The organism is Amycolatopsis sp. NPDC004378, assembly GCF_053602455.1.
Map to the genome: position 1 here is coordinate 160,615 of NZ_JBSGDR010000007.1, position 19,473 is coordinate 180,087.

The 19,473-nt window shown below is 73.4% G+C and carries 18 protein-coding genes; 15 read left to right on the top strand and 3 right to left on the bottom strand.

Annotated features, from left to right (window positions below; translation table 11 throughout):
* Positions 1 to 108 precede the first annotated feature (108 nt).
* Positions 109 to 2,547 (bottom strand): FUSC family protein, encoded by a 2,439-nt coding sequence (locus tag ACWEN0_RS22550; protein ID WP_451976639.1) that lies wholly within the window; start codon positions 2,545 to 2,547, stop codon positions 109 to 111.
* A 113-nt stretch (positions 2,548 to 2,660) separates the two neighbouring features.
* Between ACWEN0_RS22550 and ACWEN0_RS22555 the strand changes: the two genes are divergently transcribed.
* The gene (locus tag ACWEN0_RS22555; RefSeq protein WP_451976642.1) at positions 2,661 to 3,113 is read left to right on the top strand and encodes a MarR family winged helix-turn-helix transcriptional regulator; all 453 of its coding nucleotides are present in this window, start codon (positions 2,661 to 2,663) and stop codon (positions 3,111 to 3,113) included.
* Positions 3,114 to 3,235: 122 nt separating this feature from the next.
* Here the strand turns inward: ACWEN0_RS22555 and ACWEN0_RS22560 are convergent, their stop codons facing one another.
* Both ACWEN0_RS22560 and ACWEN0_RS22565 read right to left on the bottom strand, forming a co-directional pair.
* Entirely contained in the window at positions 3,236 to 3,937 is a 702-nt protein-coding gene (locus tag ACWEN0_RS22560) for an AfsR/SARP family transcriptional regulator (protein WP_451976645.1), read from the bottom strand.
* Between the two features lie 136 nt (positions 3,938 to 4,073).
* Positions 4,074 to 4,250: a hypothetical protein gene (locus tag ACWEN0_RS22565; RefSeq protein ID WP_451976648.1), complete on the bottom strand. Its 177-nt coding sequence runs from the start codon at positions 4,248 to 4,250 to the stop codon at positions 4,074 to 4,076.
* 199 nt (positions 4,251 to 4,449) lie between these two features.
* On the opposite strand from ACWEN0_RS22565, the gene ACWEN0_RS22570 reads away from it, so the two are divergent.
* From ACWEN0_RS22570 to ACWEN0_RS22635, 14 genes are read left to right on the top strand one after another with little or no spacing between them, the layout of a single operon-like run.
* A complete protein-coding gene (locus ACWEN0_RS22570) occupies positions 4,450 to 5,022 on the top strand; it encodes a DUF4255 domain-containing protein (RefSeq protein ID WP_451976651.1) in 573 nt (190 codons plus the stop codon).
* A complete protein-coding gene (locus ACWEN0_RS22575; protein WP_451976654.1) occupies positions 5,019 to 5,741 on the top strand; it encodes a carboxypeptidase regulatory-like domain-containing protein in 723 nt (240 codons plus the stop codon). Before ACWEN0_RS22570 ends, ACWEN0_RS22575 begins: the two co-directional genes overlap by 4 nt.
* A 22-nt stretch (positions 5,742 to 5,763) precedes the next feature.
* Positions 5,764 to 8,031, top strand: coding sequence for a phage tail sheath family protein (locus ACWEN0_RS22580; RefSeq protein ID WP_451976657.1), 2,268 nt, complete (start codon positions 5,764 to 5,766; stop codon positions 8,029 to 8,031).
* Between the two features lie 17 nt (positions 8,032 to 8,048).
* Positions 8,049 to 8,507 (top strand): phage tail protein, encoded by a 459-nt coding sequence (locus ACWEN0_RS22585; protein WP_451976660.1) that lies wholly within the window; start codon positions 8,049 to 8,051, stop codon positions 8,505 to 8,507.
* 10 nt (positions 8,508 to 8,517) lie between these two features.
* On the top strand, positions 8,518 to 9,990 hold the full coding sequence (locus tag ACWEN0_RS22590) for a phage tail sheath family protein (RefSeq protein ID WP_451976663.1): 1,473 nt from the start codon (positions 8,518 to 8,520) through the stop codon (positions 9,988 to 9,990).
* Positions 9,987 to 10,487: a phage tail protein gene (locus ACWEN0_RS22595; protein WP_451976666.1), complete on the top strand. Its 501-nt coding sequence runs from the start codon at positions 9,987 to 9,989 to the stop codon at positions 10,485 to 10,487. Before ACWEN0_RS22590 ends, ACWEN0_RS22595 begins: the two co-directional genes overlap by 4 nt.
* A 26-nt stretch (positions 10,488 to 10,513) precedes the next feature.
* A complete protein-coding gene (locus ACWEN0_RS22600) occupies positions 10,514 to 10,699 on the top strand; it encodes a putative phage tail protein (protein ID WP_451976669.1) in 186 nt (61 codons plus the stop codon).
* The gene (locus ACWEN0_RS22605; protein ID WP_451976672.1) at positions 10,696 to 11,364 is read left to right on the top strand and encodes a CIS tube protein; all 669 of its coding nucleotides are present in this window, start codon (positions 10,696 to 10,698) and stop codon (positions 11,362 to 11,364) included. The genes ACWEN0_RS22600 and ACWEN0_RS22605 overlap by 4 nt, the downstream gene beginning before the upstream one ends.
* Before the next feature lie 13 nt (positions 11,365 to 11,377).
* The gene (locus ACWEN0_RS22610) at positions 11,378 to 12,571 is read left to right on the top strand and encodes a phage late control D family protein (protein ID WP_451976675.1); all 1,194 of its coding nucleotides are present in this window, start codon (positions 11,378 to 11,380) and stop codon (positions 12,569 to 12,571) included.
* Positions 12,568 to 13,200, top strand: a complete 633-nt coding sequence (locus ACWEN0_RS22615; protein WP_451976678.1) for a phage baseplate assembly protein V — start codon at positions 12,568 to 12,570, stop codon at positions 13,198 to 13,200. The genes ACWEN0_RS22610 and ACWEN0_RS22615 overlap by 4 nt, the downstream gene beginning before the upstream one ends.
* Positions 13,197 to 13,601 (top strand): GPW/gp25 family protein, encoded by a 405-nt coding sequence (locus ACWEN0_RS22620; protein ID WP_451976681.1) that lies wholly within the window; start codon positions 13,197 to 13,199, stop codon positions 13,599 to 13,601. Before ACWEN0_RS22615 ends, ACWEN0_RS22620 begins: the two co-directional genes overlap by 4 nt.
* On the top strand, positions 13,598 to 15,505 hold the full coding sequence (locus tag ACWEN0_RS22625) for a hypothetical protein (protein WP_451976684.1): 1,908 nt from the start codon (positions 13,598 to 13,600) through the stop codon (positions 15,503 to 15,505). The genes ACWEN0_RS22620 and ACWEN0_RS22625 overlap by 4 nt, the downstream gene beginning before the upstream one ends.
* Positions 15,502 to 17,544 carry a putative baseplate assembly protein gene (locus ACWEN0_RS22630; protein WP_451976687.1) on the top strand — a complete coding sequence of 681 codons (2,043 nt, stop codon included), beginning with the start codon at positions 15,502 to 15,504 and terminating at the stop codon, positions 17,542 to 17,544. The genes ACWEN0_RS22625 and ACWEN0_RS22630 overlap by 4 nt, the downstream gene beginning before the upstream one ends.
* Positions 17,541 to 19,463: a phage tail protein gene (locus ACWEN0_RS22635; protein WP_451976690.1), complete on the top strand. Its 1,923-nt coding sequence runs from the start codon at positions 17,541 to 17,543 to the stop codon at positions 19,461 to 19,463. Before ACWEN0_RS22630 ends, ACWEN0_RS22635 begins: the two co-directional genes overlap by 4 nt.
* Positions 19,464 to 19,473: the final 10 nt, after the last annotated feature.

Consider the following 19,473-nt stretch of genomic DNA (forward strand, 5'->3'; position numbering starts at 1 on the left):
TTGCATGATCGGGGTGGCGTGAGGAGACCACCAGTCCGTTTCCGCCTGGTGCGGCCGGCCGGAGCGACCTCTGCTAGCGCGGTGAACCGACCGTGCGGGACCCGGCGGTCAACGGCGAGGCCGGAATCGACAAATCGGCTCGCGAGGGCTGCCGGGGACCGGGACCGCGCTGCGGGCCCTGACCGAGGAGGTCCGGCCCGCGGCCAGCCAGATGTCGTGCACCACCGTGCGGCCGTCGCAGGCCAGAACGGTCGACGCGGCCGGGGCGTGGCGGGCCGCCGCCGTGATCAGGACGTACGTGCCTGCCCGGGGTGCTTCCAGCGCGAAGCTGCCGTCGGCCGCCGAGGTTGCGCGGGCCGTCTGGCCGCCGTGGGCGTCCACCAACGTCAGGGTGGCGCGGGGGAGCGGCGTGCCCGTCGCGCCGTGGACGCGGCCGTGGATCGGGGTGACGCGCGGGGGTGCCGGTTCCGGGAGGTGGCCCGGCTCGTCGCCGGTGGCGAGCTCGTGCAGCAGCCGGCGCAGGTGGATCAGCTCGAGCAGCACCGGCTCGTCCGCGCGGGAGCAGTGCCGCGCCAGCGCGACCTCCGCGAGGCCCAGCGGCGCGGCCGGTTCGCCGGTTTCGGCGACGGCCTCCGCGACGTCGGCCAGCGCGCGGGCCGGGGCGGCCAGGGACCGGTCGCCGCCGCGGCGCAGGTGGGCGACCAGGCGGTGGGTGTGCTGGACCAGCGTGGCCGTCAGCGTCAGGCGGTGGCGCATGGTGCGGGAGCCGCCGCCCCACGGCACGGCCGCGACGAGCGGTGCGGCCACCAGCCGGAGCTGGCGCAGGTCGTTGTCCAGCACCCGGACCCGGGCGTCGAGGTCCGGGGTGCCGGTGTGGCCTTCGATGCGGTTCGCGACGGCGTCCAGCAGCTCGCCGAGCGTGCGGGCCAGGGCGCGTTCGGTGGTGCGGACGGTGTCGCGGGTGCTGAGCGGCGTCAGCACGAGCCCGACCGCGACGCCGACGGCCGCGCCGATCGCCGTCTCCTCCAGCCGCAGGACCAGCAGCCCGGCGGAGAACTCGTTGAGCACGCTGTAGAGCTGGCTCACCATGATCGTGACGAAGAAGATCATGTAGGCGTAGGAGAGCCGCTGCAGGTAGAAGCCGCAGAACATGCTGCCGACGATCACCGCCAGCACCGCCGCGGTGTGCCCGGCCGTCAGGTGGGCGAGCCCGATGCCGGCACCCAGCCCGACGAGCGTGCCCACGACACGGTTGACCGACTTGAGGAACACCTCCGACCGGGTCGCGGTGCCGGTGAACGCGACGAACGCGGCGATCACCGCCCAGTAGTAGCGCTGCTCGGACAGCAGCCGCCCGAGCACGATCGCCAGCCCGCCCGCCACGGCCACCTGCACCGCCTGCCGGGTCGTGAAGTCCAGGCGCCGCAACGGGTTCCACGCCCGTCCGCGCGGTTCGACGTCACCCGCCGCCGCGGCCGATCCGGGCAAGGCGCCCATCGCGATCGTCACGGCGGGCTCGAATTCGCCGGTGCCGGCGAGACCGTCGCGGTCGGCGCGGCGGACGACGCCGAGGTAGTCGTCGACCGCCACGGCCACCAGCCGGACCGGGGACGTGCCCGCCCGCGCCAGGAGCGCCTCGGCGGCGCGTCCGGCGGCGGTGTAGTCGTTGCGGGCGAACAGGTCGAGCACGCGGGCCGCGGCCGCCACCAGGTCCGGGTCGGCGCCGGCCTGCTGCGTGCAGGCGGTGACGAGCAGGTCGATCGCGAGCTGCGCGTCCATCGTGGTGCGCCGGATCGAGGCCGCGGGGACGGCGTCCGGCAGCACGGGCACCTCGGCCGACCACGCTTCGATCATCAGGGCGGTCTCGGCGAGCCGGGCCTGGGCCGCGTGGACGCCGCGCGTGAGCCGCTCGTCCGGCCCGGCTGCCAGGAGGTTCGCACAGCGCCGGACGACCTCGCGGGCCCGGGCACCGAACGCGCGGCGCGTGCGGGCGAGCGTGCGGGCCGGGTTGCCGCGCAGAACGGTCAGCGACAGCAGCAGCACCCAGGCGCTCGCGATGACGACGGCGAGCAGCATGCCCGGCAGCGCGGGCAGCGTCGCGTGCAGGAACGCGGCGAAGAAGTAGCCCATCCAGACCATGAAGCCGTAGAAGAAGAACGGCACGCCGAACCGCCGGACGAACACGGCGGCGAACATGACGACGACGAACACCGCGAGCATCAGGTCGGTGTGCGGCGCGACCAGCACGCCGACGACCATCCCGAGCCCCATCGCGACGGGGAACAGCGCGGCGGTGCCCACCTTCGGCCACGCCGCGGAGCCGCTGAGCGCCATCGAGCCCATCATCGCGGTGATGGCGCCCAGCAGGACGGCGACCAGCGTGGCCTGCGGCCCGGCGCCGGTCAGCGTCGCGTAGCCGTACTCGACGGCCAGGCCGGTCGTCATGGCGACGGCGGCCGAGACGGCGCTCCACAGCCTGGTCAGCCCCGGGTCCGAGCCCATCGCCTTGTCCCTGATCCGGTGCACCGCCGCCGACGCGCGTCCCATCCGAGTGACTGCTCCTACCTCCGCCGTCCGATGTCGGTATCATGCCGACAATTATCGGTATGGTACCGATATCAGGTGTGCCCGGGCAATCGGCCGAAGGGGAGGTTCACGGGATGGACGCGCTCGACCTCATCGAGGCCCACACCGCGGTCATGGTGCGCAACTTCGAGCTGCTCAGCCGCCGCACCGACATCTACGACGACCTCGACCGCGCGGGCTACCTCCTGCTGCGCACGCTCGAGGTGACGGGCCCGGCGGACATCACGACGCTCGCGGCGAGGCTCGGCCTGGACCCGTCGACGGTGGGCCGCCAGGTGTCGGCGATGACGTCGGCGGGCTTGGTGGAGCGCACCCCGGCCCCGGAGGACCGCCGCCGCGGCATCGTCGTCGCGACGCAGGAAGGCCGCACGCGCGCCCGCCGCGTCCACGACCGCCGCCGCGCCAACCTGGCGGAGATGTTCACGGGCGTGCCGGAGGACGAGCTGCGCGTGATCGGGGAGTCTTTCGCCCGCTACAACCGGGCGATCGCCCGCCAGTACGACGTGAGCGTGGTCCCGGAGTCCTGAGCGCCGGATTCCGTCAGCCCGGCCGCGATTTCGCCCAGAAAGCGCGGCAACGCGATCCGGAAATGCCGGTCATCGATGTTTTCACAATGCACGTAGTCCGTTGTGGACGGTGATTCACGAAATCAGTGCGCGGTCATGTGCGGCAGGAGGTGGCGGAGGGAGTCCGACGGTTCCAGGCCCAGTTCTTCGAGCAGCGTGCGGCGGCACTGCTCGTACTGGTGCTGGGCCGACGCGCGGTTGCCGGCCGCCAGGTGGGCGTCGATGAGGACGCGGTGCGCGCTCTCCCGCAGCGGCTCCGCGCGCACCGCCGCCAGGCCGGCCGCCACCGCTTCGCCGTGGCGGCCGGCCGTGGTCAGGCGCTTCGCCATCGCCTCCAGCGCGTACAGCCGCAGCTGGTGGTACTGCTCCTGCTCGATCAGCACCCACTCGTTGTCCGACCACTCGGGCAGCAGGTCGGCGGACAGGTCGTCGCGGGTCTGGCGGGTGAGGATGTCGTCGCACAGGCAGGACTTGTCGAGCAGGCAGTGCGCGCGGGCGACCGCGTCGTGGATGTCGACCGTGATGTTGCCCGCCAGCGCCATCTCGCTCGGTGACGCGTCGATGACCTGGTGGCCGGTGCGGGACGCGCGCCACAGCGACGAGCGCAGGTTCGCGTTCGCGCGGGGCGTCGTCGCCTCCGGCCACAGCGTTCTCGCCACGTAGGTTCTCGTCCGGGGCCGGTCCTGCAGTGCGAGGAAGGCGAGCAGCCGCTGCGCGCTCGACGACACCGGCACCCGGTCTTCCCCCACGAGCAGCGCGAAACCCTTGAGCAGTCGTAGTGTCACGATCTGTGTTGCTTCAGTGCGCATCGGCTCCCCAACCTACGCCGGCACCGTCGGATCCACCCCGCCGTTGAGACAATTCGCGATCCCGGTGCGAAACGTTACGGGGAATTATCGATCGGGTGGCGTCAACAGGGCGTCACGAAAACGTCATCGGCCCTGATCCGAGCGCTTCCAGCCACCTTTGCACGGCCGCGAGCACCTCTTCCGCCGACGTCACGGCGAGCCGTTCGGCTTCGTGCGTCCCGATCGTGCAGAGAACGCGGACCCGAAGGGCGTCCGGATCGCCGCCTTCCAACCACGCACGGAGAACCATGGTGCCGGAGTGTTCCTCGGGTGCCTCCACCACCGCAGGATGCGCGCCGCCTGTCACCGCGGCGTCGCGGGCCCGTCAACGCGGGCCTCGGGAACGCCGCCGTGACGCCGGGGCGACGCGCGGATCGCGGTCCGGCCACGCCACCCCTGCGATGCTGCGGCCCGGCACGAGGGAGCGCGTGCCCCAGGGGAGGACTGGCATGGGCGATTTCGGGGTCGTCGCCGACGTTTCGACGATCATCGTGGACCGGCTCACCGCGGCGCTGCGCGGACTGGATCCGAACGACCCGCCGACGGCGGTGCTCAGCGACCTCGAGGACCGGCCGAGCCGCGCCACGCTCACCGTCTTCCTGTACGAGATCGCCGAAGACCCGACTTCCCGCAACCGGCCGCCGGTCCGGTCGCTGCCGCCGGCCGCGCCCACCAGCCGCAAGCCGCCGATGGCGCTGCTGCTGCGCTACCTGATCACGCCGTGGGGCGGCAGCCAGGCCACGCAGCACCAGATGATCGGGCGCGCCCTGCAGGTCTTCTACGACGACGCGATCTGGACCGGCGAAGAGCTGACCGGCAGCCTGGCGGGCACCACCGAGGCCCTGCAGTTCACGCTCACGCCGTTGACGCTCGACCAGAAGTCGTGGATCTGGTACGCGATCCAGAAGCCGTACCGGCTGTCGCTCAACTACGAGGTCCGGGTCGTCAACCTCGACTCGCTGGACGTCTCCGACCTCCGGCTCGTGCAGAGCCGCACGATCAACGGGGCGACCCTGCCATGACGCGCTTCTACCCGGTCGAGACCTCCGTCCTGCACAGCCCGGCCTGGTTCGTCCCGTTCGACGAGTTCGCCCAGCGCGCGCGGTCCGCCGACGTCGCCGTCGCGCTCGACCGCTTCGACCCGGACACGAACACCTGGGTGCCGCAGGACACGGCGGCGATCCGCACGCCGAGCGCCGCGATCGCCTACCCGGAGCTCGGCCGCCGCCGGGGGCCGGGCGCCGAGCCGGAACGGTTCCGCGTCCGCTTCTCCGCCCTCGGGCTCGCACCGCTGTACCCGGCGGACGGCGCGGACTTCGACGCGGCACTGGCCGGCGTCGAGTTCGTCGCGCCGCCGTACGACGACGACACCCCGCCCGCCACCGGCAGCGAACCGCGGCTGGTCCGGCTGCTGCCGAGCGTGGCGTTCCCGTACGGGCCCGGCGTCCGCACGGTGTACGGCGTCGTCCTCGACCGGGCAACGCGGGCGCCGGTGGTGAACGCGCTGGTCGAGGCGCGCGGCACGACGAGCCGGGACGGCGTCGCGTGGCAGGAGCGGACCCTGGCCAACGCCGACGGCGCGTTCCGGCTCGCCCTGCGCTGGGAGGGCGACCCGGTCACCGGGCCGCCGCCCGAGCAGGTCTTCCACCTCACGGCCACCGAACGGCCGGGGCGGACCGGGGCGCTGGACGTCCGGCTGCCGGCCCAGCGCGACCGGCGGCACGTCATCGAGATCGCCTAGCAGGAGAGAAGGAGCGAAAACCATGCCCGAATACCTGAGCCCCGGCGTCTACGTCGAGGAGGTCGACGCGGGGCCGCGGCCGATCGCGGGGGTGAGCACCAGCACGGCGGGCATGGTCGGGGTCACCCAGCGCGGCCCGACCGACGGGAAGCCGAAGCTGGTCACGAACTTCCTGGAGTTCCGGACGACGTTCGGCGGGTTCCTGCCCGAGCCGGAGCCGGCGATCCGCGACAAGTGGGCGGAAAACCCGGCCGAGGGCGGCCGCTGGTGGCTGTTCCCGTTGGCGGTCAAGGGCTTCTTCGACAACGGCGGTCAGCGCCTCTACGTCAAGCGGGTCGCGAGCGGCGGCGCGCTGGCCGCGTCCGGCACGGTCGGCTCCGGCCTGGTCAGCCCGGTCACCCGCGACGCCGCCGCCGGCGCCACGACGCTGGAGCTGGGCCACGTCGTCGGGTTCACCGGCAGCGACGACGTCACCGTCGTCCGCGGCAGCGACAACGTCGAGATCGGCACCGCGACGATCACCGCCTACGACGCCGCCTCCGGGCGGGTCACGCTCGCCACCGGGCTGGCGTCCGAGGTGAAGTCGGCCCGCGGCGACTACGTGCAGAAGGGCGCGCGCGACACCACGCCGGCGCTGCAGTTCACCGCCTCCAGCGCCGGGTCCTGGGGCAGGACCGTGCAGGTGCGGATCCAGCCGTCGGTGAGCGCTTCGCTGCCGGTGCTGGCGGACCCGGGTGAAGGGCCGCTGTTCGTCACCGCGGTCGCCGCCGACGCCGACCGCGACGCCGCGTCGATCCAGGTGAACGCCGTGCCCGGGCTCGACCCCGACGACCTGCCCGCCGACGTCTGGATCCTGATCGGCGACCGGCGGTTCAAGGTCACCGTCGCGCAGCCCGCGAACGGCCAGGTGACGCTCACCTTCCCGGACGGCACCACGCACGCGCCGTGGAAGACCGGCCTCACCGTGCGCCGCGTGCGCCGCGCGAACACCAGTGCCGGCCCGGTCCTGCGGGTCAGCGGCTCCAGCCGGCTGTACGAGGCCGCGGCCACCCAGCTCGACACGGGCGACCGGCTGAGCACGCTGCACGTCGTGTCGATCCAGCCGGACGACGTCGTCACGTTCGACGCGAACACCCCGGAGCTCGTCTTCGAGACCGCCAGGGTCCTGCTGATCGAGTCCACTGTGGACACGCGGTTCACCGACCCCGGTGGTGGCTCGGTCACCGAGACGTTCCGCAACCTGCGCCTGACCGGCGCCGGGCCCGGGACCGTGGTGGGCACGCTGGAGAGCCAGTCGCGGCTGGTGCGGGCCACCACGCTGGCCGGCCTGAGCACCGACCCCGCGAAGTTCCCCACCCCGCGCACCGGCGCCTGGCTCACCCTCGACCAGGACGGCACGGACGCCTTCGACGGGCTCGACGTCGGCGACTTCGTCGGCACCGACGGCGGGAGCGGCAAGCGCACCGGCATCGTGGCCCTGGAGGACATCGACGAGGTCGCGATCTGCGCGGTGCCGGGCGTCTGGTCCGGCACCGTCGAATCCGCGCTGGTGACGCACTGCGAGCAGCTCAAGGACCGGTTCGCCGTGCTCGACCCGCAGGACGGCCTCGACATCGAGGGCATCCAGGCGTTCCGGGAGCCGTTCGACACCAAGTACGCGGCGTTGTACTACCCGTGGCTGGTCGTCAACGACCCCTCGACCGGCCAGTTCGTCGAAGCGCCGCCGTCCGGGCACGTCATCGGGATCTACGCCCGCACCGACACCGAACGCGGCGTGCACAAGGCCCCGGCGAACGCGGTCATCCGCGGCATCCGGCTCACCGACGGCATCGCGCAGGACGTCACCAAGCGCCACCAGGACGTGCTGAACCCGCGCGGCATCAACGCGTTGCGCTTCTTTCCCGGCCTCGGCCAGCGGGTGTGGGGCGCGCGCACGCTGTCCTCGGACACCTCGTGGAAGTACGTCAACGTGCGCCGGCTCTTCCTGTTCCTCGAAGAATCGATCGACGAGGGCACCCAGTGGGTCGTGTTCGAGCCGAACGACGAGTCGCTCTGGGCGCTGGTGCGGCAGACGGTCGCGAACTTCCTCACCACGGTCTGGCGCGGCGGCGCGCTCGCCGGCACCACCGCGGACGAGGCGTTCTTCGTCCACTGCGACCGCTCCACGATGACCGACGACGACATCGCCAACGGCCGGCTCATCTGCGTGATCGGCGTGGCCCCCGTGTTCCCGGCGGAGTTCGTGATCTTCCGGATCCAGCAGAAGACCCGCGAGCCCCAGCTCGTCTGACCCGAAAGGCAACGGACATGCCACCAGTGACGCGGGACGATCCCTATGCCGCGTATAACTTCCTTGTCATCGTGACCAACGTCAGCGACGACGGCGTCGCGGTGAGCGGGTCGTTCACCGAGGCCAGCGGGCTCGACGTCGAGCTGCCCGTGATCGAGTACCGCACCGGCAGCGAGGACATCACGGTCCGCAAGCTCGTCGGGCTCAAGAAGTTCCCGAGCGCGCTGACGTTCAAGCGCGGGGTGACCGGCCACGTCGGTTTCTGGAACTGGGTGAAGGAAGCGCTCGACGGCCGCGTGCGGCGCACGTCCGGCTCGATCGTCATGCTCGACGAGAACCGCCAGGAGGTCATGCGCTGGAACTTCGACCGGGCCTGGCCGACGAAGTACACCGGCCCGTCGTTCAACGCGACCAAGAACGAGATCGCCATGGAGACCCTCGTGCTGGCCGTCGAGAGCCTCCTGATCGACGCGTGAAAGCAGGAACATGACCAGCGCGGCGCTTCCCGGCGTATCCCTCACCTTCGACCGTGCGGCTTCGGACGACGAGCCGTTGCGCACGGACGTGGCGGTGTTCCTCGGCCGCACCCGGCGCGGACCGGTCGGCTCGCCCGTCCGCGTCGAGAGCTGGAACGACGTCGTCGGCGCGTTCGGCCCGCCCGACGGCACGTCGGCGACGCCGTACGCGCTGCGCGGGTTCTTCGAGAACGACGGCCGCACCGCGTGGGTGCTGCGGGTGTCCGGGCCCGCCACGCCGGCCAGTGCACTGTGGACGGACGGCTTCCTCGTGGTGGCCGCGAGTCCCGGCGCGTGGGCGAACGGCGGCCGGGTGAGCGTGCGGTACCGCGGCAGCAGCGTCGCGGGCCCGCCGGCGGTCACCGTGCGGGTGCTCGTGCCCGGCGAGCCGGCGGAGACGTTCGCCGGGATGGCCCCCGGTGAGGTGGTCGGCCGCGTCGCCGCGTCCCGGCTGATCCGGGTGGTCCCGGTGGCCGGGGCGGCGCCGATCCCGCCGGACGCGCCGCTCTCGATGGCGTGGGAGCTGACGCTGTCCGGGGGCACGGACAGCCCGCCGCGGCGCGACGACTACGCGTCGGCCGTGACCACGCAGGCCGAGCTGCCGGAACCGGCGCTGGTGGCCCTGCCCGACCTCGGCGCCGACCTGACCGGGACCGAGCACACGGAGCTGGTGCTGAACCTGCTGGGCACGGTGGCACCGCTGCTGGACCGGCTGGTGCTGCTGGACGTCCCGCCGGAAAAGTCCACAGTGGACGACGTGGTGGCCTGGGCCGGCGCGCTGGCGGGCTTCGGCGACGAGGCGCTGCTCGCCGCGGCGGCGGTGTACCACCCGCCGCTGCGGGCGCCTTCGCTCGACGGCGCCGGGCTGCGGACAATCCCGCCGTCCGGGCACGTCGCGGGCCTCATCGCCCGGCTGGACGCCGAGCGCGGTGCCGCGGTCACCCCGGCGAACGCCACCCTGCTGGACGCGGTGGACCTCGAGGTCGAGTACCCGGAGGCCCAGCAGGTGCGGCTGTTCGACGCGAACGTCGACCTCGTGCGCTGCCTGCGCGGCCGCGGCCTGGTGGTGTGGGGCGGGCGGACGCTGTCGCCCGACCCACGCCGCGTGTACGTCGCCCACCGCCGGCTGCTGCACCTGCTGGTGCGGGCCGTCCGGCGGGCCGCCGCGCCCCTGGTGTTCGAGGTGAACTCGCCGGAGCTGCGGCTGTCGCTGGTCCGCGCGATCACCTCGGTCCTGCTGGAGGCGTTCCGGACCGGGGCGCTCGCCGGCACCCGGCCGGAGGACGCGTTCCAGGTGGTGTGCGACGACTCGAACAACCCGCCGGAGCAGGACCCGGGGCAGGTCGTGTGCGAGATCGACGTCGCACCGGCCGTACCGATGGAGTTCATCCGGCTCCGGCTCGTGCTGGGCCAGGACCGCGGTCTGGAGGTGATCGAGGAGTGACCACGCCCGTCGAGCAGCTGCTCGCCCTCAACGAGCCCCTGCCGAAGTTCCGCTTCGTCGTGACGCTGTCGGCGGCCGACGTCTACCTGCCGCCGGCGCAGGCCCAGCTGCTGCCGGTGGTCGCCGCGGGCGCGTTCCAGGAGGTCACCGGGCTCGGGGCGCAGCTGGAGGTGGTGACCTACGCCGAAGGTGGCCGCAACGACACCGTGCACCGGCTGCCGCTGCGCCACTCGTGGAACCCGATCACGCTCAAGCGCGGCGTGGTCCGCGACCGCCTGCTGTGGTCCTGGTACGAGACCGGCCTGCACGATTCGCTCGGCGCCCGCCGCGACGGCGCCGTGATCATGCTCGACGACGCCGGCGTGCCCGCGAAGTCGTGGATCTTCCACGGCGGGCTGGCCGCCAGGTGGAGCGGGCCGGACCTGCACGGCGAGCAGAGCGCGGTCGCGGTCGAGTCACTGGAAATCGCCCACGAGGGCCTGACGGCCGTCCTCTAGAGGACAGCGCTTTGAGGAGACACAGCGTGCCCAAGAACCTGATCATCCACAACCTCGAGGTGCGGTTCCAGGTGGAAGGCGACGACGGCGCCCTGTTCACCAGCCTGTTCAACAAGCACATCCAGGCGTGGGCGCGGCTCTACGAACAGGAGTGCGCCCGGGCGGAGCGCAGCGACGACGACCGCAAGATCGGCGGGGGAGCCCCGGCATGAGCGTCACCCCGTTCTCCGCGGTGAGCCAGGGCGCCGACGCGCACCTGGAGATCGAGCAGCCCGCGAACCCGCAGGGCGTGCCGAAGCGGATCCCGCTGAAGTTCAACCCGACGGACTACAAGCTGAGCAAGAGCAACACCTTCGCCGAGATCACCATCCCCGGCCTGGAGTCGCCGCCCATCCAGTACATCCGCGGCGGCAGCGAGTCGCTGACCGTGCAGGCGCTGGTGGACACCTCCGACACCCTCGCCGACGTCCGCAAGTCCTATGTGGACAACATCCGGCGGCTGATGCGGCCGCAGCAGAGCCTGCACGCCCCGCCGATCGTCAAGTTCGTCTGGGACCGGACGGTGTTCCGGGGCGTGGTGGAGAAGCTGGACGTCAACTACGTGCTGTTCGCCAAGAACGGCGTGCCGCTGCGCGCGCAGCTCGACCTCACCCTGAAGGAGTACCGGCCGGCGCGCGAGCAGGACCTCGACCCGCCGCGGACGTCGCCGACGGTCGAGAAGAGCTACGTCGTCCGGCGCGGCGACACCTGGGACCGCATCTCGGCCGCGGTGTACCGGCGACCGGACGCCTGGCGGGAGCTGGCGCGCGCCAACGGCATCACCGATCCACGCGACCTGCGGCCGGGGCTGGTGCTGACCGTGCCCCGGCTGCCGTGAGAGGGGGAGTGCGATGACCGCGCCCGCGGGCACCCGGCCCGAGATCGCCGACCCCGACCGGTACGCGCCCGAGTTCGAGGTCGTCATCACGGGCCTCCGGGCCGACGCGTCGACCAAGAACGACATCATCGACCTCAAGGTGCACCGCGACCTCGACGAGATGTCCGGTTTCGACCTGGAGCTGAACAACTGGGACGACGTCGCGCTGAAGTTCAAGCACAGCGACTCGCCGCAGCTGCAGATCGGCACGCTCGTCTCCGTCCGGCTGGGCTACGCGGACAAGCTGTTCACCGTCGCCACCGGCACGATCAGCTCGCTGGCCCCGAAGTTCCCGGACGGCGCGTCGCCGACCGTCTCCATCACCGGGGTCGACGGGATGCTCGCGCTCAAGGACCGCAAGCCCACCAAGGACGAGGACAAGAACTTCGTCGGGAAGACGGACTGGGAGATCGCCGAGCAGATCGCGCGGCGCAACCACCTGGCGTTCAAGACGACCCACGAGGGCCCGCCGCACGACCTCGTGGTGCAGAAGAACCAGTCCGACGCGCAGTTCCTGATGGAGCGGGCCAAGCGGATCGACTTCGACTGCTACATCCTGCCCGACCCGGAGACGAGCACGCAGACGCTCTACTTCGTCAAGCCGACCGACGGCCGCGACAGCCGCCCGATCCGGCTGTTCCGCCTCGCCTACGCCCCGGGCCTGGCGACCGGGCCCACCGCGCAGCCGGCCGGGCTGGTGCCCAACCTCATCGACTTCACACCGACCATGACGATCTCCAACCAGGTCAGCCAGCTCACCGTGCACGGCTGGGACCCGGTCAAGGCCGAGCCGATCGAGTACGTCGCGACGGCGAAGGACCTGCCCGGCGGGCAGAACTCGGCCGACGGGCAGAGCGGGCCGCAGGCGGCCGAAACCGCGGCCGGCGGCCGTCAGGAAGTGGTGGTCGACGCGCCGGTGCTCAGCCAGGAGGAGGCCAAGGAGCTGGCCATCGCGCTGCTGCGGGAGAAGGCCTACGAGTTCATCACCGCGACCGGCCGGGTGGCCGGGCTCCCGGAGCTGCGGCCGGGTGACAACCTGGAGATCTTCGGGCTCGGCAAGCGGTTCTCCGGCACCTACTTCGTCAAGCGCGTGGAGCACGCCCTCAACACCAGCGGCTTCTTCACGACGTTCACCGGGCGGAAGATCTTCCAGGGGGACAAGCAATGACGGCGATGCCACGCGCCATGCAGTACGACCAGCGCTACTACGGCGTCGCGCCCGCGGAGGTCGTGGAGAACGACGGCGACGACGAGGGCCGCGTCAAGGTGAAGTACTACTGGTTCGACAAGGGCGCGTCGATCAGCCCGTGGGCCCGGGTCAGCCAGCTGCACGCCGGCGGCGGCTACGGCTCGGTGTTCGTGCCCGAGGTCGGCGACGAGGTGCTGGTCGCGTTCTTCCAGGGCGACATGCGGCAGCCGTACGTGCTCGGCGGGCTCTACAACGGCAAGAAGAAACCGCCGACGGCGCACGACGACGGCCGGGACCAGAAGATCGTCCGCACCAAGGCCGGGCACCGGATCCTCTTCGACGACAAGGAGAAGGAGATCACCATCAGCACCGCGTCGGGCGCGACGGTGGTGCTGAAGGACAGCGGCGAGATCACCGTCGAGGCCAAGACCGTGACGGTCAAGGCGAGCGACGTCGACCTCGGTGGCGGCTCGACCGAGCCGGTCGTGCTCGGCAACGCGTTGCTGCAGGCGTTCGTCCAGCACACCCACCCCGCGCCGGGCGGTGTCACCGGTCCCGCGACACCGCTCCCGCCGTCCGTGCTCGCGAAGAAGGTGAAGGCGACGTGAGCGAGCCCTTCCTCGGCACCGGCTGGCGGTTCCCGATCGTGCCCGACGAGGCCGGCCGGCTGTCCTACGCCGTCGGCGAGACCAGCATCGAGCACTGCCTGCGCGCGCTGCTGCTCACCGCGACGGGCGAGCGCGTGATGCGGCCGGACCTCGGCACCACGGTGAGCGAGTCGGTGTTCGCGCCCGGCAGCGTCCAGAACCTGCGCGAGCTGGAACGCTCGATCGCCGACGCGGTGCGGAAGTTCGAGCCGCGGGTGGAGCTGGACTCCGTGCTCGCCGAGGCCGACCCGGCCGGCGAATCCCGCGTCACGGTCTCCGTCGCGTACCGCATCCGGCGCACCAACACCAAGGCCAACCTGGTGTTCCCGTTCTCCGCCGGCCTGGCGGGGAGCACGCCGTGACGCTGCCCGTGCCGAAGCTCGACGACCTCACGTGGGCCGACCTGATGGCGGCCGTCACCCGCCGCATCCCGGCGGAGTCCGACGGTACGTGGACGCTGCACGCGCCCGTGGACCCCGGGATCACGCTGCTGGAGCTGTTCGCGTACCTGCTGGAACAGCGGCTCTACTGGCTGGACCAGGCCCCGGACGAACTGGTCGTCGCGATCCTGAAGCTCCTCGACCTGGAGCCGCCGCGCCCGGCGCAGCCGGCGGCGACCGTCCTCGCGCTGACCACCGGCTCGCCGGAGCCGACCGTGGTTCCGCAGGGAACGGTCCTGGCACGCGACCCGGCCGCGGCGATCCGGTTCACCCTCGACGACGACGTCACCGTCTTCCCCGTAACGGGCGAGGTCACGGTGGTGACCGACCGCGACCGCACCGCGGATCTCCTCGCCCGCCGCGGGGTTCCCTTGCTCGGCAGCGACGGCGCGCCCGCGTCGGCGCGCTTCACGCTGCCGCTCGACGGTGCCCACCCGGCGTCCGGCTGGCTGTCGCTGCTCTTCGAACTCGACTCGGCGCTGCCGCCGTCGTGGACGTCGGACGTGGCCGTCGCGCCACCGGCCGAGCTGACCTGGTCGTGGTTCCGGCCCAGCGGCGACGCCTCCGGGCCGTTCGAACAGGTCCAGGACGGCACCGGCGGGCTGCGGCGCTCCGGCGTGGTGCGCCTGCGCCCGCCGGAGGACTGGTCCACGACGGCCCGCGGGCTGACGGTGTCCACCAAGGCCGCCACCTACGCGTCGGCGCCGCGGCTGCTGAGCCTGACGGTCAATGTGTCGGCCGCGCGGCACGTCGAGAGCCGGACGGTGACCGGCCTGGCGGACCAGACCGGCGACTGGCTGAAGCTGCCCGGCCAGCGGCTCGTCCTGCCGGACGCGGCCGACCGGCTGCTGACCGCCGCCCTGGACCTGGCCGGCGAAGACTGGAAGTCCGCGGTGGACTTCACCTTCGGCACCTCCCGCGACCGGGTCTTCCTGCTCGACCGCCACGAAGGCGCGCTCGAGTTCGGCGACGGGCTCACCGGCCGGATCCCGCCGCGGTCCGGCGACTTGCGCGTCGACTACACGATCGGCGGCGGGCAGGACGGCAACGGCGGCCTCACCGACAACTGGCTGCCGGTCGACAACGCCCTGCCCGTGCGCGGTGCGAACCCGGTCCAGGCCGAGGGCGGCGCCGATCCGGAGACGGTCGCCCAGGCCCGGGCCCGTGCGGCGGGCGCACTCGGCGAAGTGACCCGGGCGGTCACCCCCGGCGACTACGTCACCCTGGCGGTGACCACCCCGGGCGTCGCGGTCGGACGGGCCTACGCCTCGGTCGGCGAGCACCCGGGCTTCCCGTGCGCGCGGGTGCCCGGCGCGGTGACCGTCCACCTCGTCCCCGCCGTGCCGCGCGCGGACTTCGCCGCGCCCGACTTCGTCCCGGCACCACAACCGGATCCGGGCGCGCTGGCCGCCGTCGCGCGCCGGCTCGCCGGCACCCGCCTGCTGACGGCCGAGGTGTTCGTGAAGGTCCCGGCCTACCGGGACGTCCGGCTGCGGGTCGACCTGGCCGGCGCCCCCGCCGACCGCGTCAAGGTGTCCACTGTGGTCGGTGAAGCACTGCGCCGGTTCCTCGACCCGCTGGTGGGCGGCGAGGACGGGACCGGGTGGCCGTTCGGCGAGGCACTGCGACCGTCCGGGCTGCTGCGGGCCGCGCAGCAGGCGCTCGGCGACCTGGCGGACGTCGCCGCCGTCGCGATCGGCATCGACGGCGCCGACCCCGCGGAGACCTGCGACGACGTGCCCCTGCGCGCCGGCGACCTGCCGGTCGTCCGCGAGGTGCGCACGCACGTCGTGCCCGTCGTCGAACCGGGGGAGGGCTTGCTGTGACCGGCGACGTCTGGTGGGCGCGCGATTCGGGCCAGGAGGGCCACATCGTGCCCGGCCCGGGGCCGTCCGGTGTGCAGCCCGAACTCGTCGACGCGACGCGGGAAGCCGTCCGCGCCGCGGTGCGCGACCGCATCCCGGGCTACACCCCGGACTGGACCAACCCCGACCGGCAGGACGCCGGCGTCGCGCTCGTGCGGCTGTTCGGCACCCAGGTCGAGCCCGTGCTCACCCGGGTGAACCGGCTGCCGGAGAAGATCCTTGCCGAGCACCTGAACACCGCGGGCGTGCGCCGCCGCCCGGCCACCGCGGCGGCCGCGTTGCTGGAGTTCACCGTGAAGCCGCCGGACGGCGCGTCCGTGCTGGTCCCGGCCGGGTTCCAGGCGGCCGCGTCCGGCGTCGGCGAGCAGGTCGTCTACGAAACCGACCACGACCTCTACGCCACGCCGGCCACGCTGAGCGTGCTCGCCGTGCAGCGCGGCGGCGCGCTGGAGCCGGTCCCGCTCGGGCCGAACGGGCCGGGCCGCCCGTTCGCGCCGTTCGGCACCGAGCCGCAGCCCGGCAACGCGCTGTGGCTGGGCCTCGACGGCGTCGCCGGCCCGTTCCCGGCGCTGTCGCTGGGATTCGTGATCGCGGTCGCGGCCCCGGCGCCCGCGTCGGCCGGCGGCCTCACCCCGCTTCCCCTGGCGCCGCAGCCGGTGCTGCGCTGGGACGTGCTGGACGGCGGCCGCTTCGTGCCCGCCGACGTCGTCCGGGACGAGACCGGCGGGTTGCGCGCGAGCGGCACCATCGAGCTGCGGCTGCCGCGGACGTGGGCGACCGGCCAGCCGCCGACCAGGCGGCCCGGCCCCGCACTGCGGTGGCTGCGCCTGCAGGTCACGCAGGGCATCTTCACGGTCGCGCCGCCCCTGGTGTCGGGCCTGCGGCTCAACACGGTCGCCGCCACCGCCGCCCACACGATCTTCGACGAGCCCCTGGAACCGATCCAGGACGCCGCGACCCCGGCCGAGCAGCGGCAGCTGAGGCTGAGCCAGGTCCCGGTCCTCGCGGGCACCGTCGACATCGAGGTCGACGACGACCCGGGCGTCGACCTGTTCGGGACCGCGGGCGAGAACGCGGCGCCGTGGCAGGAGGTGCCGAGCCTCGCCGCGTACGGCCCGGACGACCGCGTCTTCGTCGTCGACTACGACACCGGCGTGGTCACCTTCGGCGACGGCGTCCACGGCGCGCCCGTGCCACCGGGCTTCCGCACCGTGCGAGCCGTGCGCTACCGCGTCGGCGGCGGCAAGGCGGGCGCGGTGGCGGCCGGCGCGATCACCGGCGTCGTGACCGCGCGGCCGTTCGTGACCGGGGTGAACAACCCGTTCCCGGCGACCGGCGGCACCGACGCCGAGCCGGACGACGACGTGATGCGCCGGGGCGTCGGCGAGCTGCGGTCCCGCGGCCGGGCCGTCGCGCCCGCCGACTACGGCCTGCTGGCGCTGAGTGCGCCGGGCGCGTCGGTCGCCCGCGCGAACGGCGTGCCCGGCCTGCACCCGGACTTCGCCGGCACACCCATCCCCGGTGTCGTCGGAGTCCTCGTCGTGCCGCCGATCGAGGACGGCGCCACCGAGCCGCCCGAGCCGAGCGCCGGGACCCTGCGTGCGGTGGCCGACTTCCTCGGCCGTGAGGTGGCGCCCGCCGGGATCACGGTCGTCACCGGCCCGGTCGCGTTCCGGCGGGTGGCGGTGGAGGCCCGGGTCCTGCTCGACGCCGGCCAGGACCGCGCCGCCGTGCTCGCGCGGGCGTCCGACGCGGTGACGACGTACCTCGACCCGGTGCGGGGCGGGGAAAGCGGGGCCGGCTGGCCGTTCGGCGGCGCGGTGCGGCACACGGCGCTCGTGCGGCGGCTCCTGGCCGTCGACGGCGTGCTCGCGGTGTCCGGGCTCGCGCTCACCGTCGACGGCCTGCGCCTGCCGCCGTGCACCGACCACGCGATCCCGCCGAACGACCTGGTGTGGCCGGAGCGGCCGCTGCTGATCCCGGTGGAGGAGTCCCCATGACGTGCACCCCCACCCCCGGCACCTTCCGGCTGCTCGACGACGTCGTCGGGTGGGACCAGGCCGCGGTGGCCGGCGTCGTCGGGTTCGGCGACCCGGCGGGCGTCCGGCTGGCCTTCGACGGCCCGTCGCCGGCGGGGCCCACGCGGACCCAGCTGCTGCCGTGGTTCCCCGACCCGCGCCTGGCCCCGGGCTGCGCGCCGTGCGGCTGGTACCTGCTGTCCGGGAACCGGGTGCTGCGCCGGAACACCTGCGACGGCGGCTGGCCGCCGCTGTGGCCGCCCGGCTGCGACCCGCGGCTGCTGCACGAGCCGGTCGCCGTGGCCGCCCGGGGACACCGGATCGCCGTCGCCGGCTCCGGCAAGGTCTTCTTGTGGCGCAACGAAGGCGATCACCTGACCGCCGTGATCGGGCTCCGGCACGCCGGTGTCGTCGCGCTCGCCCAGGACGAGCAGGTGCTCGTGGCCGCCCGCGACCGGCTCCGGCGGTACGGCGCCGACGGCCGGCTTCTCGAGGTCGTCCGGACCGGCGTCGACGGCGAGATCATCGGGATCCGCACCGGACCCGGCCGCACGATCTGGCTGCTCACCGCGGACCACGGCCGGCTCCGCATCCACCGCCGCGACCACCACCGGTTCCGTGAGTCCACAGTGGACGAACTGGCCGCGGCGCTGCCCTCGGGCACCCTCGTCGCCGCGGACGACGACGGCTTCTGCCTGCGGGAGATGGGATCCGAGGGCGAGGTGACAACGTGCTACGACTGGACCGGACAGCCGCGCGAGGAGCCCGCGCCCGGGGCCGGCCAGTACGTGCCGCAAGGGGAGTTCACCACCGGCCTGGTCGACAGCGGCATCTCGCGCTGCCGGTGGCACCGCGTGCGGGTCAGCGCGGACGTACCGCCGGGCACGGCCGTGTCGGTGGCGGTTGTGGTGTCCGAGGACGGCAGGTTCGCCGAAAGCGACTGGCAGACCGCGCCCGCGGGCGTCACGGACTTCCTCGTCGACCAGCCGCCGGGCCGGTACCTCACCGTGCGCGTGCGGCTGTCCGGCGACTCCGCCGCGACGCCGGTCCTGCACCGGATCCGGCTCGACTTCCCGCGCTCCACCAGCGCGGACCTGCTGCCCGCCGCGTTCCGGCAGGACCCGGCCGCCGACGACTTCACCGAGCGGTTCCTGTCCCTGTTCGACGCCACGACGGCCGAGATCGACCGGGTCGTCGAGCGCTACCCGGCGCTGCTCGACCCGGCCGGGGTGCCGGACGCGGCGCTGCCGTGGCTGGCCGGGCTGCTGGGGTTGTCGTTCGAAGCCGGGTGGGACGCCGGGACGCGCCGGAAGCTGATCGCCGCCGCGCCCCGGCTGTACCGGCGTCGCGGCACGCCGTGCGGGCTGTCCGAGGCCGTCGAGATCGTCTTCGGGGTCGAGCCGGTGATCGACGAACTGGCCGGCGACCGCCACTGGGCGCAGGTGCGCGCGGCCGCGAAGCCGGCGACCGCCCGCGGCCTCGGCTCGGTGCGGCTGTTCGGCCGCTCGTCGTCCCGGCTGCGCCTGGACACCTCGACGCTGGGCGCGACGCCGCTGCGCGCGTTCGGCGACCCGGACACCGATCCCCTCACCGAGCACGCCCACCGGTTCCGGGTCCTGCTGCCGGCCGGGGCCGCGGACGAGGACGCGGTGCGGCGCCTGGTGGTGCGGCAGGCGCCCGCGCACACGAGGGGAACGGTGCGCACCGGCGGGGCGGGGTTCGTGGTCGGCACGCGGTCGACGGTCGGGGTGGACACCGCGTTCGTCCCGCTCCCGCCGCCCGTGGTGGGCGGCGCGCGCCTGAACCACGACGGAGTACTGAGGCCCGGACCACGGGGCGCCCGCCACGGGGTGAGCGCCGGTGTGGTGTCCGCGGTCGGGGTCCACACGCGAGTGTCTTGAGAGGACAGAA

Coding starts and splice junctions, on each gene's coding strand:
- ACWEN0_RS22550 (WP_451976639.1), bottom strand. CDS start 2,547: ATGGGACGCGCGTCGGCGGCGGTGCACCGGATCAGGGACAAGGCGATG.
- ACWEN0_RS22605 (WP_451976672.1), top strand. CDS start 10,696: ATGAGCGTCACCCCGTTCTCCGCGGTGAGCCAGGGCGCCGACGCGCAC.
- ACWEN0_RS22580 (WP_451976657.1), top strand. CDS start 5,764: ATGCCCGAATACCTGAGCCCCGGCGTCTACGTCGAGGAGGTCGACGCG.
- ACWEN0_RS22590 (WP_451976663.1), top strand. CDS start 8,518: ATGACCAGCGCGGCGCTTCCCGGCGTATCCCTCACCTTCGACCGTGCG.
- ACWEN0_RS22635 (WP_451976690.1), top strand. CDS start 17,541: ATGACGTGCACCCCCACCCCCGGCACCTTCCGGCTGCTCGACGACGTC.
- ACWEN0_RS22570 (WP_451976651.1), top strand. CDS start 4,450: ATGGGCGATTTCGGGGTCGTCGCCGACGTTTCGACGATCATCGTGGAC.
- ACWEN0_RS22585 (WP_451976660.1), top strand. CDS start 8,049: ATGCCACCAGTGACGCGGGACGATCCCTATGCCGCGTATAACTTCCTT.
- ACWEN0_RS22575 (WP_451976654.1), top strand. CDS start 5,019: ATGACGCGCTTCTACCCGGTCGAGACCTCCGTCCTGCACAGCCCGGCC.
- ACWEN0_RS22610 (WP_451976675.1), top strand. CDS start 11,378: ATGACCGCGCCCGCGGGCACCCGGCCCGAGATCGCCGACCCCGACCGG.
- ACWEN0_RS22615 (WP_451976678.1), top strand. CDS start 12,568: ATGACGGCGATGCCACGCGCCATGCAGTACGACCAGCGCTACTACGGC.
- ACWEN0_RS22565 (WP_451976648.1), bottom strand. CDS start 4,250: ATGGTTCTCCGTGCGTGGTTGGAAGGCGGCGATCCGGACGCCCTTCGG.
- ACWEN0_RS22555 (WP_451976642.1), top strand. CDS start 2,661: ATGGACGCGCTCGACCTCATCGAGGCCCACACCGCGGTCATGGTGCGC.